Genomic DNA, 14,954 nt, shown 5'->3' with positions numbered 1-14,954 from the left:
TCAGGGAGTAGTTACGGCAACCGGTAAGATTTTACCATTAAAGAATTTGTGTCCGGTAAGTGCGAAATCAGCAATATATTTTCCCATTTCAAATGCCATAACCGGCGATTCATAATCTGGAAATGCTTTATCAAGCATTTCTGTTTGCGCAGAACCCAGCGCCAAACAATTTACTTTTATCTGGCGGTCTTCATATTCATAAGCCAAACACTCCGTTAAAGTATGTAATGCAGCTTTACTTGCTGAATAGGCTGCTAAACCCGGAAACTTTACACTTCCCTGGAAACCGCCCATACTGCCAATGTTCAAAATATGAGAACCGGCTTTCATTAAAGGGAGTAGATGCTGAATCATTTTAACATGTCCAAGCAAATTATTCTGAAGCATTTCCGCAAAATCAAGCTGAGATAATTTGTCGAAGGCTTTATTAATTAATGTTCCGGCATTGTTAATTAAAATGTCTACCTGGCCAAAACGCTCTTCAACAAATGGAACTAACGATAAATAATCATCGTGAACAATGTCGAATTTTACAGGATATAAAGTGCAATCGGGATTCAGGCTGCTTGCAATTTCATAAAGACGCTGTAATTTGTCTTCTGATCGGGCCAGCGCAATTACTTTGTTCTCATTTTTAAGGATAAGATCAAGAACGGCTTCAAAACCAACGCCACTGCTGGCGCCTGTAATAACAATATTCATATTTATTCAGTTAGCTGACTTACTGGATGTTTAATGAGATAAAATCCATCCATGATCAGTTTAGAATATTCCGGCTCCTCGGCGGCTTTCATTTCCAGAAAGATTCTGATTTCTTTTGCCACATCGGGCATTATTTCTTCCTGTTCCAGAATTTCTAAAATCTCCATAGAACACAGCCAGTCATCTCTGAACCGGGTCTTTAGCGAATTCCATATTTGTGGAAGCTGTTGATATCCGGAGTGACTTTCACGGCAATTTCGAACTTCTTTAAATAATTCATGATACACCAATGTTTCCGGAGTATATTCAGGATGATAGGTAGTAGTTTTTGCTATCAGCGCAATTTCTTCAAAAGCATCTTTGTCCGCGGCTCCGCAAAATACGGAAGTAATACTTTCGCCAACTGCCATATCGTACACTCCCCATGCAGGTTCAAAATAAATAGATCCATCAGATCCTTTAACCTCACAATCTGTAAAGGTTATCAGGATGATTTTTTCTTCTTTCCTGACAAACTTTTCAACTTTGCCCTTTAGGGTAATTCCACTTTCAAAAATCAAATCGGTATGCTGACCTTCTGTAATTCCCAGTTGTTTTAGCAATTGATCACTGAAATTCTCTAACGATTCTGAATATCCTTTGAGTTTTCCTACCGGGGACGAAAAACCATCCGCGTGGTACGTTTTTGAATGACCTTCAAGTTGCCTGTTAGCAAATGACAATGCACTTGGACCGCTGGTTTTCAAAAATGTCAGGTTATTAAGTGTATCAACACCCAAATCAGTAAATGTTCCGGTAACCTGCAAGCCCGAACTGTAAACTGCAGTACAGATGTTTTTGCATTCAATTGCTTTCATTAAACCTTCGAAGCCACCTCTGCGAAAAGCCATTGTATCTGCAAATTGCTCCAGTACATTAATTACATTCTGAAAATCAGGTGTAACGAAAAGCTGAGGTTGAGTTTTTGTAATATCAAAAGGATAATTTACAGCATCAATGGTATACCATAATTTTTTAACTTCTTCACTCATGCAGCTTGCACTTTCTCCAATTGAAGAAAGTAAGCCTGCTCCGTAAATTTTTGGATTCTCTAAAGATCCGATGAGGCCATATTCTACCGTCCACCAATGCAAACGACTCAGCAAAGCCATTTCTGAAGGCTCACCTAAATTACTCTGACAAAAATTAACTCGTTTTTCTGCTTTCCGAATCTCCGCTTCATCAGCATCAGGCATTTCCTTTAATATAGAAAGTTCTCTTATTGCTTCATACAGTTCAAAATCTTTCGATGAAAACATTGCTTTAGCTCCAATAGAACCAAAATAACTAAGATATTGATGGTAATCTGCATCTGCAATAATAGGAGCATGACCCGCCGACTCGTGAATAATATCAGGTGCGGGAGTATATTCAATATGTTTTAACTGGCGGATATCGGCTGCAATAACCAAAACTTTATAAGCCTGGTATTCCATAAATGCCGCAGGAGGAATAAATCCATCTACTGTAACTGCTCCCCAGCCAATTTTTGCAAGTGCATCATTCATGTCCTGGAGATCAGGAATTTTTTCGATGGTGAGACCGGCGGCCTGTAAACCCGGGATATATGGATAGTATGCTACATCTTTTAAATAGCTGTAATTTTGACGCATCACATATCGCCAAACGGCATGATCAACCGGAGTGTAGTGCTCGTAATGCTGCTCTACAATAAACTGTTTGAGGTGCTTGGGCAACCGGGCAACTTGCGGATTGTTAAAATCGTTAAAGTCGTTCATATGGTTTAATATAGAATATAAAGTTAGAATGATTTTTTAATCTTATAAAGTTTTTAATTCTCATTAAACAGAATTAAAATGGTTTATCATCCTGATAATACCAATTATACAGTTTATTTCAAAGAAATTAGCTGATATCAATCTTTTTTTCTCCCAGAGCCTGTGGATGAAATACAAAATAGATTCCCGAAAAGGATAATAAGGCTGAGATACAATAAAACATAAGACTGATTAATACAGCTATGTGAGGATCAATTCCAAATAGTTCTGCGCCGTAAACAAACACCACTTCGCGAGCTCCAAGGCCGCCGACTGTAAATGGAAATATGGCTACCAATGAAGAAACCAGAAACATGAACAGGTAGGGAGAAAATTTCCCATCAAAATTTAAGGTATAAAGTAAAAAGATAACTGCAATAACCTGCATTGATTGCACTAAAAGCGCTTTTATATGGGTAATTACAAAATGATGACTGTAATCCCTGAAAAATTTCCGCATCACCAGATAATAGATCACCGAGCCTATCGCTACTACCAAAATGGGTATCCAATTGGGGATTCCGAGTTTAGGAATAAAAATTACCAGGCTGGAAACAATTAATCCTAATGCCCAAAGTCCGCTTAAGCGATCAAAAAATATGGCCTGAAATAGCTTTCGGCCTTTAACTTCCATTTTTTTACGCAACAGAAATATTTTATAACCATCGCCGCCGATACCTCCGGGAAGAAATAAATTGTAAAACATTCCAAGAAGGTAAATTTTGAAATTATAGAATTCTGAAATATGCAGCCCAATTCCTTTAAAAAAGTTATTAAGTCGTGATGAGGAAATAATCTGGGATACAACAAAGCATATAAAAGCAATCAGGAGAAAAGCCGGATTAGCATCATAAAAGGCTTCTTTTAAGTCAGGTAATTCTACTTTTTTAAAAACCAGGTACAAGGATAATCCGCTTACTGCAATTTTTATAAAGAGCTTAGTGATGCTCCACAGTTTCTGTTTGTCCATTAAAAATTCGTCTAACCTGGTACGTTTTTCTGTTAGTTCCTTCAAAATATGTTCGCACATTTATTTCGGCCAAAATACCGAATGTGATGAGCTGAATCCCGCCTAATAAAAAAATAAGGCCAAGGATTAAAATAGGCTTCCCCCAAATGTCCTGTCCTAAAATTTTAAGAATGAGGAGGTAAGTATTAATCAGAATTCCCAATCCCAATGAAATAAATCCCATTGTTCCAAAAAGATGCATTGGTTTTTGGATGTATTTCCTAAAAAAAACCATCAGAATAAGATCTGACATTACTTTAAAAGTACGGTTCAATCCATATTTTGAATTGCCGAAACGCCGTGCATGATGTTTTACATCTACCTGCGTGATGCTTGCTCCCTGCAATTTGGCAAGTACAGGTATAAAGCGGTGCAGCTCGCCATAAATACCTAAATCTTCAGCAATCTCTCGTTTAAAAAGTTTTAGAGTACAACCATAATCCCTGATATAAACACCTGTCATTTTTCGGATGAGGGCATTCGCTATTGACGATGGAAGCTTCCGTAAAAACATTCCGTCTTTTCTGTTTTTGCGATTTCCGGCAACAACATCCCAATCTTCATCTTTTAATTTTTGAAGCATAAAAGGTATATCTGTAGGATCATTTTGCAAGTCTCCATCAAGCAATGCAATATAATTTCCGGTAGAATGATCAATTCCGGCGGTCATGGCCGTGCTTTGACCATAGTTTTTACGAAGCTCTACCAGTTTAATCCGATCATCAGCGTATTTTTTAATCTCTTTCTGCGTGCCGTCATCAGATCCGTCATCAACAAATACAACCTCATAATCAATACCGCTAAGGGCATCCCGTATGGCGAGTATTAAAGGTTGAATATTATCCCGTTCATTTAAAACGGTGACCACAACAGAGAGTTCTCTCATTTTACTTTAAACAGTTTAAGGTTTCCCTGATAAGATTTAAGCAATACTGCGTTTGGATTATTTAAATCCCTGTCAAAGGTAAAATAATAACCGGGCAACCTGTCTTTTGAAGTGAATTTTACGGTTTCCTTTCTGCTGCTTTCCATATAGAATATCAGGCGGTGGTGAAAGGGGATTTCTAAAACATTTGGATTGTATTGATAGAAAAAGAGTGAATTTCCTTTGGTGATTTTACCTACTTCTATAGATGCATTCTTATAATAAATTTCCGTCTGATTGTTTAAGCGGTAGGGTAATATAAACCAGCTGAAAGCCAATCTTACGACTAATAGAAATGCAATAAAAGGGATTATATATTCATTTTTAAACTTGTAAATCAGGTAGCATAACAGAAGGCAGGCTGAAAATATGAACAGTATTTTCGCAGTTAAATAAGGCACAAACTTATCCAAGCCGGAGAAAAACGCTGCCGGAACTGCAAGAGTAACTACGAGCGCTAAAATGAGGAGGATAATTTTAAATGCTTTGTTGCTTTTTGTCAAACTATCTCGATAAGTATAATAGGCATGTGCCCAAATAATAAATAATAAAGGATATAACATCATTAAATATCTCGGTCTGGTTTCGGGTGAAAGCCAATAGACCCAGATGTTTGCCAGAAATATAATACCTGTATATTTTAAAAAATCATTTACCATTAGCTTTTTCCAGAATCTTTTGTGAAGACAAAATAACAGGAGCAAGCTGGCCGGAAAGAGGTGGAACAAATGTTCGAATGGAAATTGAATAATATGAATGATTGTTTTTCCAAAGCCGGTTTTTGCCCCCGTGCGTTGGCTGCTTTGATCCCAGATTGTGCTGAAATATCCTTCGAGATTTGGGTTCTGTCGTGAATAGTTTATAAAGTAAAGTGAAATCAGAATCAGGCATATTGCTCCGCAAAGCATATGCTGCCAGCTAAATAATTTTTTTAAGTTTTTTGTATATGCCAGTAATGCGATAAGCGTAAATCCCTGAAAAACAATAGATGGCAGCCCTTTGCTTAAAAACGCTACGGCCGTGATAATGTAGGAGCTGAAAAATAATAAGAACCAGAGTTTTCTCTGGTAAAAATAAAAAATCAGCATGAATGAAATGAAAGTGAGCCAGGAATAAAAAATATCAATATGTCCCAGCATCGAATCATAGATCAGCATTCTTCCGTTTACCAGGAATAAAATTCCACTTAAAGCGGCTATACGTTTATCTTTTAAGAAAAAAGAAACTGAGTAATAGATTGTTACTGCAAACAGAAACATGGGAATAACCGCGGGTAATCTGGTTACAAATTCAGAATAACTGCCGCTTACTAAATAAAATAAAGCTAAGATCCAGTTGTATAAAGGGGGTTTATTATAATAGAATTCTCCGCCGATAGTCGGGATTGAAAAATTCTTACTTAAAATCATTTCCATTGCAACAATGGCACGAGTAGGTTCGTCAGCAAAAAGTGGTAATATCCCCAGATTGATAAGAAAAGGGGCCAAAGCCATTATTATGAGGATTGAAAAAGTTTGACGGGGATTTTTCTGAATATAATTTTCCAGTTTCTGCATATGAACCGCAAATATATATAAAGCAAAAGAGAGATTTGAATGAACAAATCTCTCTTTCTGAAAGGGAATTTTAAATATTTATAAACTTGCAGTTACTGCACCTGTGGTATTCATAAAGGTATTAACCGCTAAATTCATGTCAGCAAATTTAGAAATATAGTTTTTCTGATTGCCATTGATAAATAAAGTAGTTTTTCCTTTAATATTATCTATGATGGTTTTAGTTAACTCCACCGGTAAAGCCGGGCAACCGTGACTTCTTCCTAAACGTCCGCGGGAGTTTACAAAACTTTGGCTTACATATTCTGCTCCGTGAACTACAATTGCACGTTCTCTGGCATTACTGTTAAAGCCTTTGTCCATGCCATCAAGTTTCATTGACAAGCCATGCTTTCCAAAATAAATATCACTGGTGATATAAAAACCAAGACTGCTTTGGTGAGAATTTTCTGTATTTGAAAAGTTCATCGCCATGTTATCTCCGCTTCCCTGACCGTGAGCAACTAAAGTATTGAAAAGTAATTTGCTATTATCCAGATCTACAATCCAAAGACGCTTTTTAGTGCTTGGCTTATTAAAATCAACTATGGTAATTACGTTATGATTCTTTGAAATCAGGCTGGCATCTTTAAAATTATAATAACCAACTAACGCTTTTTTAAATACAGCGAAATCTAATTGTGAAGCTTGTAATCCAATTTTGTTGTAAACATCAGTTACATGCTGATCAAAAAGATCTGCCGCAGAAACCACATTGTTAACTTTAGAAGTCTTTGTTAAAACTTCAACGGGTTCGCTAACTGTTTTATTAGAAGTCCAGCTAACCGCAGTAAAAGCAAGAAGTATAAAAAGAGTACTTAAAATTCCGATTGATGGTTTTTTCATATTTTTCTCAGTTTAACAGAAACGATGTAATTAATTAAAAATTGCAATGTTCATCTGCTGATTTATTATGTAACAAATATACTGATATAGGAGTTAGCAAATGTCATTTAAAGGTTTTATTACGGCAGAATGGGCCTTAAAGTTACGATAAAGGCAGTTTTTACAGCCAGGGAGCCATTGCTAAATTGCTTAAATAAGCATTTTTGCCTCCCATGTTTTTAACCCATTGCGCAATTTCCAAACGGGAGTTTTGAAAATTATTCTCAGGATTGTAATTCAATTCCTTACGAATACAGAACGTATCTAAAATTGCATTTCTGCTGATGGATTGAATAAGTACCGGATTAAGATTCCGGATAAATTTAAGTTTTGAGTTAAGCCGTGTAAGAATATTTATAGCTCCACCGGGAATGGAAATTAGATTTAGTTGTTCCTCTTCTATTTCGGTAAGAAGTTTTAGAATTTCATCCTGTAAAGAGTAAACATGCTCATCAGCAATATTAAAAACCTGCAAATTGGGTAATTCTTTTTGATTCAGAAATAGCTGAATGGCATAACCCACATTTTTAATATTTGTTAAGGATGTTTTGATTTTGCTCTCTACCGGACAAAATATCGTTTTTCTCTTCAGAAGATTAAAAAGTCGGGGTAATAAAACACGATCGCCGATGCCGTAGATTGCTCGCGGTCGCAGAATCAATCTTTTTTGGGCCAGCGGGATATCCAAATGAAGAATCTCTTCGGATAGAAGTTTGGTTTCGCCATAATCTGTAAGATCATTTTCAATGCTGGCGTCAATCTCTTTTGCCGGCGAATCTCCAAACTCATAAACAGCTGACGAGGAAATATGGATAACATGGGAACAGTATTTAGATGCTTCTACTACATTTAATGTTCCTTCCACATTGCTTAAAAATAAATCTTTGTACGATGCGGTGTCAGATTTTAAACTGGCGCTATGAATGCAAACATCAGCTTCTAATGGGACGATAGGCTTTAATATATCAGCCTGCAGATAACTTGCATAATTTAATAAATTAGGATGTGGATTTTTGGTTCTACCTATAGCAATAACCTGATGGCCCGCATTATGAAAATAACGACATAATGAAGCTCCTTCAAATCCATTTGCCCCTGTTATTGCGATTTTCAAAATATATATATATGCTGATTTAATTTTTTAATAGCCGTACAATAGTAGAACTTTTAAACTAAACAGAATTTGGTAAATCAATTCTAAATGGCCAGCTTATAGTACCCCGTAAATCTTAAAGTGTTTTTAAAAAGCCAATATTTTGATGATTTAAAAGAAAGCGTTTAAACTTTTTAATTCAAATTCTGTTGCTGATTCATTACCAATACACATCCTTTTTTTCCAAATATTATCCCGATGAGTTTATTATTCCAATCCCTCAAAATAAAAAATGTTGAATTTAAAAATAGAATTGCGGTATCTCCGATGTGTCAGTATTCAAGTGAAGACGGGTATGCAAACGATTGGCACCTTGTTCATTTGGGCAGCCGTGCCGTTGGAGGGGCAGGCTTGATCATGGCCGAGGCCAGCGCAGTATCACCGGAAGGAAGAATAACGCCTGCAGATTTAGGAATCTGGAAAAATGAACATATTGAAAATTTAAAAAGGATTACCACATTTATACATCAGAATGGTTCGGTAGCCGGAATTCAATTGGCCCATGCCGGCAGAAAGGCCAGTTGTTCAGAGCCCTGGAATGGGGGAAAACAAATTTCGGAGCAGGTAAATGGATGGAGAACTTTGGCTCCTTCTGCGGTGCCTTTTCGGGAAACAGATAGTTTGCCTGTAGAATTATCCCTTGAAGAAATCACAAGAATTGTTCAAAATTTTAAGGACGCAGCTCTACGCTCACTTAATGCAGGATTTAAAGTGCTCGAGATTCATGCGGCTCATGGTTATCTGATTAATACGTTTCTTTCTCCGCTCAGTAATTTTAGAAAAGATGAGTATGGCGGAACTTTTGAAAACCGCATTCGCTTTTTATGCCGGATAATTGATGAAGTGAATACCGTATGGGCAGAAAACTATCCTTTATTTGTTCGGATCTCAGCAATCGATTGGGCCGAAGGAGGGTGGACGATTGAAGATTCGGTAAATCTTTCGCGGATTCTAAAGGAAAAAAATGTGGATCTGATCGACTGTTCTTCAGGAGGATTAGTTCCCTATGCTAAAATTGAAACAAAACCCGGATACCAGGTTCCTTTTGCGGAGGCAGTTAAAACTCAGACCGGAATTATGTCCGCTGCTGTTGGTATGATTACTACCGCAGAGCAGGCAGAAACCATATTAAAAAATGGTCAGGCAGATTTGATTTTTATGGCCAGAGAATATTTACGTGAGCCTTATTTCCCATTAAGTGCAGCACACTTGTTAGGAGATGATGTTTCATGGCCTGTACAATATGAAAGGGCTAAACTATAACTTATAACCTGATTAGGATTAACCAAAGGACATAAAAAAACCGCTTCGTTTTGCGAAGCGGTTTTTGAATTTTACTTAAGCAGATTTTTCCAGCTAACTAATTTACCTATTATATTATCGAGCTCTGAAGCTTCAACCCGTTCCTGTTCCATGCTGTCGCGATGGCGGATTGTAACCGTATTATCCTCTAATGTCTGGTGGTCAATTGTTATGCAGAAAGGAGTACCAATGGCATCCTGACGGCGGTAACGTTTTCCAATAGAATCTTTCTCATCGTATTGCATATTGAAATCCAGTTTTAACTGATCCATTATTTCCCTGGCTTTTTCCGGCAGACCGTCTTTTTTGGTCAGCGGCATAACGCAGGCCTTAACAGGAGCGAGGGTTGGATGCAATTTTAAAACGGTGCGAGAATCTTTACGATCTTCGGTACTTAAATCCTGCTCTTCGTACGCATTACACATGGTCAATAAAAACATGCGGTCTAAACCAATAGATGTTTCAATGACGTATGGAATATAATTACCGAATGGCTTTCCATCCTCATTCAGATCATTATCAAAATATTGCATCTTTTTACCCGAGAACTTCTGATGCTGACTTAAGTCAAAATCTGTGCGGCTGTGAATGCCCTCAACTTCTTTAAAACCAAAAGGGAAATCAAATTCGATATCTACAGCTGCATTCGCATAATGAGCTAATTTTGCATGATCATGATACCGGTATTTTTCTTCAGGTGTTCCCAGTGCTAAATGCCATTTTAAACGGGCTTGTTTCCAGTACGCATACCATTCCATTTCGGTGCCGGGGCGAACGAAAAACTGCATTTCCATCTGCTCAAACTCACGCATACGCATGATAAATTGTCGGGCAATTACTTCATTTCTGAAAGCTTTTCCTATTTGAGCAATCCCGAAAGGAATTTTCATTCTTCCTGATTTCTGTACGTTCAAAAAGTTAACAAAAATACCCTGTGCAGTTTCCGGTCTGAGATACACTTCGTCAGAATCTTCGGCCATGGCGCCCATTTGGGTAGAAAACATCAGGTTAAACTGGCGTACATCGGTCCAGTTGCGTGTACCCGAAACCGGACAGGCAATTTCATGAGCTTCAATTAAACTTTTCAGTGCCGGCAAATCATCGGCAGTTAAGGCTGCATCCAGGTCTGCCTGTAATTTTAATGCTTTATCTGTTTTGCCGTCTTTTTCATAGCGGGCAATTTTATCTTCAATCAGGTTATCGGCACGATAACGTTTTTTTGAATCCTTGTTATCAATCATCGGATCCGCAAAACCGTCCACATGGCCGCTGGCTTTCCAGATTTTAGGATGCATAAATATGGCAGAATCAATTCCTACGATATTTTCATGCATCTGTACCATGCTTTTCCACCAGTAGGTTTTGATGTTATTTTTTAATTCTGCCCCCAGTTGTCCGTAATCATATACGGCGCTTAGTCCATCGTAAATTTCGCTTGACTGGAAAACAAAGCCATATTCCTTGGCATGGCCAATTACATTTTTAAAAAGTTCGTCGTTGTTTTTGCTCATATCGCCGCAAAGATAAATAAGAATGCCATATAAATACACTAGGTGAATTCTTAAAACTATGATTTTAAGCAATTGTTAATAGATTGATTTATTACCTATTTATTATTTAAATGCTTTTGATTATGAAAACAGTAATGACTACAATTTTGATAGCATGTATTGGAATACATGCTGCAAATGCACAAACCCAGAAAGGAAATGTGATGTGGGGTGCAAGTGTAAGTAATATTGGTTTGGATTTCCAGAAAGGGAATACCGGATTTAGTATGGATCTTACTCCTAAAATTGGCTATTTTATTAAAGATGATCTGGCCGTTGGTCCGGAAATAGCCCTTGGTGTGAACACCAATGACGGATCAACCGTATTTACGTATAGAGCCGGAGGTTTTGGAAGATATTTTCTTTCGAACGCTGAAGTTACAGAAGTGGTACGCGGTTCGCGTTGGTTTCTGGAAGCAAATGCCGGACTCACAGGCACAAATGTTAAAGTAAAAGGATTACCTTCTACCAATACGAACGGCCTGGGAATTGGTTTCGGACCGGGTTTGGCTTATTTTGTTACCGATAGAATATCCCTTGAAGGATTATTAAAATATAATCTGGGTGTGGGGTTTGGCAATGCAACCACTACAAACAGGGTAAATTTGGGAATAGGTTTCCAGATTTACCTTCCGGGAAAACAGCTTAAAGATCGTTTAACAGAATAATGAAAAAAAATATACCTTAGAAGCGGTTTATTCAAATGGATAAACCGCTTTTTTTGCGCCAGTTTTGTGAGGATTTTGGGTTTATAAATAATTGATGAGCATTGTAGTTAACAAGATCAGTAAAGTTTATGGTCAGCAAAAAGCTGTCGATGAGATCAGTTTTAGTGCCTCACCCGGTAAGATTTTGGGTTTTTTAGGTCCCAATGGTGCCGGGAAATCCACTACCATGAAAATCATTACCTGTTTCATTCCTCAAACTTCCGGCTCTGCCAGTGTATGCGGCTTTGATTTAATGGAAAACCCCATGGAAGTTCGCAGGAATATTGGCTATCTGCCGGAGCATAATCCGCTGTATTTGGATCTTTATGTTAAAGAGGCCCTTGGTTTTATGGCCGATATTTACCAGATTCCAAAAAAGCATAAACGAATTGCAGAAGTGATTGAACTTACCGGATTGGGAGATGAGCAGCATAAAAAAATAGCTGCATTATCAAAAGGATACAGGCAACGGGTTGGTTTGGCTCAGGCCATTCTCCACGATCCTAAAGTTTTGATACTTGATGAACCTACCACGGGATTAGATCCCAATCAAATTATTGGAATCCGTAACCTGATTAAAGACCTCGGGAAAACAAAAACTGTTATTTTTTCAACGCATATTATGCAGGAAGTAGAAGCCATATGCGAGCAGGTTATTATTATCGATAAAGGCAAAATTGTAGCTGACGATGATTTGAAGGAATTGAAAAATAAAAACGGTCAAGGCAGTTTGGAAGAAATTTTTATCCGCCTGACGCATATGTCCTGATTTTTAAAGTTTGCTTTAGCTATAATTTATTAATTTCGGCTCCTTGTTCAATAAATAAAACGTGCTTACAATCCTTAAGAAAGACCTTGCTGATTTCTTTAATTCCCTGGTGGCGTACATTACCATTGGAATCTTCCTGTTGGTTACCGGTCTTTTTCTTTGGGTATTTCCCGAATCAAGTATTTTAGATTACGGTTATGCAGGTCTTGACAGTCTTTTTAACGTAGTGCCTTACATTTTCATGTTTCTGATTCCGGCTATTACCATGAGATCAATTGCCGAAGAACGGAAAGAAGGAACATTTGAATTACTTGCAACCCGGCCATTAACAGATTGGCAAATAGTTATAGGCAAATTTTTAGCATGTTTAAGTATCGTGCTTTTGGCTCTTATCCCAACACTTATCTACTATATAACCGTTTATCAACTTGGAGTAAGTCCGGGTAATATCGACAGCGGAGCTGTAATCGGATCTTATATAGGCCTCTTGTTATTAGGAGGGGCATTTACTTCATTAGGGATATTTTCTTCGGCCATCAGCAAAAACCAGATTATATCATTTGCAATTGCTGTGTTTCTATGTTTTTTTGCTTTCAGCGGATTTGAATCTATAAGTCAGCTGCTCTCCTTGCAAAATATTGGTTCATATATCACCGGATTAGGTATTAACCAGCATTATCAGTCTATAAGCAGGGGTGTATTAGATACCCGTGATTTGTTATATTTTCTCAGTTTCATTAGTTTGTTCCTGTTATTTACCCATATCATTTTGAGGGCACGCAAATGGTAAATCGACGAAATCAAGACTTAAAGAATCTGCTTGTGTTTCTGGCTCTACTGGTTCTGATCAATATCATTTCCTCTTTTTTCTTCAGCAGAATTGATTTTACAAAAGAGAAACGCTACACTTTATCGCCTGTTTCAAAACAACTTATTTCTAATCTTGATAATGATCTCCAGGTAACTGTTTATTTGGAAGGAGATTTTCCGGCCGGATTTAAAAGGCTGAGAAATTCAACAAACGATATGTTGTCAGATTTGAAAGCCTATTCAAATGGGAAACTTCATTTTGATTTTATAAATCCATCCCAGGGTGATGCAAAATCGCAGGAATCCTCATACAGTCAATTGCTGGAAAAAGGTATAGAGCCTACAAACCTCAGTGTGAAAACAGAAGAGGGCTTGTCGCAAAAAACAATTTTTCCCGCCGCATTAATTACCTACAAAGGCCAGCAAATTGCTGTAAAATTATTGCAGAACAGGTCCGGCGCATCTCCTGAAGAAGTGCTCAATAATTCTATTCAAAATCTCGAATATGCTTTTGTAAGCGCCATTAAAAAAGTTTCTTCTGGCGGTAAGCCGCGGGTGGGCTTTACCGAAGGTCATGGCGAATTGAATGATCTTCAATTAAATGATGCCATGAAATCTTTAGCTGATGGGTATGAAGTTGGCCGGGTGGATCTGAGCGTTATTCCTTTAACAGGATTGGACAAATTAAAATTGCTGATTATTCCCAAACCCGCTACGGCGTTTACTGAAGCAGAAAAATTTAAAATTGATTATTTCGTGATGCGTGGAGGACGCGTTTTTTGGGCTATAGATCAGGTAAATGCCGAACTGGATAGCTTAAGAGGCGCCGGAGAACAGCTGGCTTTTCCAAAAAAACTAAATCTGGATGATATATTGTTTAAATACGGAGCCCGGATTAATTATAATCTGATTGCCGACCTCAATTGTGTGCAGGTTCCGGTTAACGTAGGCAATGTAGCTGGTCAGGAGCAGATTCAGTTGCTGCCCTGGTTGTTTTATCCCATATTTATTCCTACCTCAGCACACCCTCTGGTAAAAAATCTGGATGGTATAAGAAGTGAGTTTTCCAATACAATTGATGTAATTGATGTTAAAGATATACGCAAACAGGTTATCTTAAGTACCTCCCCATTTAACCGGATTGTTGAAGCGCCAGCTTTACTTTCGCTGCAAATGGTAGAGCAGGAGCCAGATCCCAAAGCTTTTGAAAGTACAGCAAAACCTGTGGCTGTATTGCTTGAAGGTTCATTTGCATCGAATTTTAAAAATCGTCCTGTTCCGGCCGGAGTAGAGGGGAGTCTCGATATTCCTGAAAAGGGAAAACCGACCAAAATGATTGTAATGGCTGACGGCGATATTCTTAAAAATCAAATTAGCAGTACAGATGGCTCCCCATTTCCTTTAGGTTATGACCGCTATACTCAGCAGCAATATGGTAATAAAAATTTCCTGATGAATGTAGCAGATTACTTAACCGATGATTCTGGAATTATTGAACTTAGAAATAAGGAAGTGAAAATCAGGTTGCTTGATCGGGCCCGGATACGAGAGGAAAAAACCTTTTGGCAGACCTTAAATTTAGGCTTACCGCTGATATTGTTAGTAGTTTCCGGCATTTTTCAACATTATTACCGCAGACGAAAGTATGCCCGTTAATTTTTATATTTTTGAGCGTTAACCCTGAATGTTTAATTGCAAAAAGGTTAATTGCTAAAATAAAAGCGACACAC

13 protein-coding genes are annotated in these 14,954 nt (G+C 37.7%); 5 read left to right on the top strand and 8 right to left on the bottom strand.

Features of this window, described 5'->3' with window-relative positions; all coding sequences use genetic code 11:
• The 7 genes from G521_RS0100290 to G521_RS0100260 all read right to left on the bottom strand — a co-directional run bounded on the left by G521_RS0100290 (position 1) and on the right by G521_RS0100260 (position 8,047).
• Positions 1 to 702 carry an SDR family NAD(P)-dependent oxidoreductase gene (locus G521_RS0100290; protein WP_026896726.1) on the bottom strand — a complete coding sequence of 234 codons (702 nt, stop codon included), beginning with the start codon at positions 700 to 702 and terminating at the stop codon, positions 1 to 3.
• Positions 703 to 704: 2 nt separating this feature from the next.
• Positions 705 to 2,480 carry an aromatic amino acid hydroxylase gene (locus tag G521_RS0100285; protein ID WP_026896725.1) on the bottom strand — a complete coding sequence of 592 codons (1,776 nt, stop codon included), beginning with the start codon at positions 2,478 to 2,480 and terminating at the stop codon, positions 705 to 707.
• Positions 2,481 to 2,607: 127 nt separating this feature from the next.
• Positions 2,608 to 3,489, bottom strand: a complete 882-nt coding sequence (locus tag G521_RS0100280) for a lysylphosphatidylglycerol synthase transmembrane domain-containing protein (RefSeq protein ID WP_026896724.1) — start codon at positions 3,487 to 3,489, stop codon at positions 2,608 to 2,610.
• Complete coding sequence (locus tag G521_RS0100275) at positions 3,458 to 4,414, bottom strand: glycosyltransferase family 2 protein (RefSeq protein WP_026896723.1); 957 nt, start codon at positions 4,412 to 4,414, stop codon at positions 3,458 to 3,460. The genes G521_RS0100280 and G521_RS0100275 overlap by 32 nt, the downstream gene beginning before the upstream one ends.
• Positions 4,411 to 6,009 carry an ArnT family glycosyltransferase gene (locus G521_RS0100270; RefSeq protein ID WP_026896722.1) on the bottom strand — a complete coding sequence of 533 codons (1,599 nt, stop codon included), beginning with the start codon at positions 6,007 to 6,009 and terminating at the stop codon, positions 4,411 to 4,413. Before G521_RS0100270 ends, G521_RS0100275 begins: the two co-directional genes overlap by 4 nt.
• A gap of 78 nt (positions 6,010 to 6,087) precedes the next feature.
• Positions 6,088 to 6,894 (bottom strand): murein L,D-transpeptidase catalytic domain family protein, encoded by an 807-nt coding sequence (locus tag G521_RS16125; protein WP_051189321.1) that lies wholly within the window; start codon positions 6,892 to 6,894, stop codon positions 6,088 to 6,090.
• Between the two features lie 160 nt (positions 6,895 to 7,054).
• Positions 7,055 to 8,047 carry an NAD-dependent epimerase/dehydratase family protein gene (locus tag G521_RS0100260; protein WP_026896721.1) on the bottom strand — a complete coding sequence of 331 codons (993 nt, stop codon included), beginning with the start codon at positions 8,045 to 8,047 and terminating at the stop codon, positions 7,055 to 7,057.
• A gap of 237 nt (positions 8,048 to 8,284) precedes the next feature.
• On the opposite strand from G521_RS0100260, the gene namA reads away from it, so the two are divergent.
• Positions 8,285 to 9,349, top strand: a complete 1,065-nt coding sequence (gene namA / locus G521_RS0100255; protein WP_026896720.1) for an NADPH dehydrogenase NamA — start codon at positions 8,285 to 8,287, stop codon at positions 9,347 to 9,349.
• Positions 9,350 to 9,420: 71 nt separating this feature from the next.
• Here namA and G521_RS0100250 read toward each other — a convergent pair whose 3' ends face one another.
• Positions 9,421 to 10,899 (bottom strand): glycine--tRNA ligase, encoded by a 1,479-nt coding sequence (locus G521_RS0100250; RefSeq protein WP_026896719.1) that lies wholly within the window; start codon positions 10,897 to 10,899, stop codon positions 9,421 to 9,423.
• A 122-nt stretch (positions 10,900 to 11,021) separates the two neighbouring features.
• Here G521_RS0100250 and G521_RS0100245 point away from each other — a divergent pair, with 122 nt between their 5' ends.
• The 4 genes from G521_RS0100245 (at position 11,022) to gldG (ending at position 14,880) form a co-directional block, all read left to right on the top strand.
• Positions 11,022 to 11,606 carry an outer membrane beta-barrel protein gene (locus G521_RS0100245; protein WP_026896718.1) on the top strand — a complete coding sequence of 195 codons (585 nt, stop codon included), beginning with the start codon at positions 11,022 to 11,024 and terminating at the stop codon, positions 11,604 to 11,606.
• 94 nt (positions 11,607 to 11,700) lie between these two features.
• The gene (locus tag G521_RS0100240; RefSeq protein ID WP_026896717.1) at positions 11,701 to 12,414 is read left to right on the top strand and encodes an ATP-binding cassette domain-containing protein; all 714 of its coding nucleotides are present in this window, start codon (positions 11,701 to 11,703) and stop codon (positions 12,412 to 12,414) included.
• Positions 12,415 to 12,475: 61 nt separating this feature from the next.
• The gene (gldF, locus tag G521_RS0100235; protein WP_026896716.1) at positions 12,476 to 13,204 is read left to right on the top strand and encodes a gliding motility-associated ABC transporter permease subunit GldF; all 729 of its coding nucleotides are present in this window, start codon (positions 12,476 to 12,478) and stop codon (positions 13,202 to 13,204) included.
• Positions 13,198 to 14,880: a gliding motility-associated ABC transporter substrate-binding protein GldG gene (gldG, locus tag G521_RS0100230; protein ID WP_026896715.1), complete on the top strand. Its 1,683-nt coding sequence runs from the start codon at positions 13,198 to 13,200 to the stop codon at positions 14,878 to 14,880. Before gldF ends, gldG begins: the two co-directional genes overlap by 7 nt.
• Positions 14,881 to 14,954 lie beyond the last annotated feature (74 nt).

This window comes from Daejeonella oryzae DSM 19973, assembly GCF_000422945.1.
Taxonomy (GTDB): Bacteria; Bacteroidota; Bacteroidia; order Sphingobacteriales; family Sphingobacteriaceae; genus Daejeonella; species Daejeonella oryzae.
The sequence above is the reverse complement of the archived record's forward strand: the minus strand, read 5'-3'. Positions and strand labels throughout refer to the sequence as shown.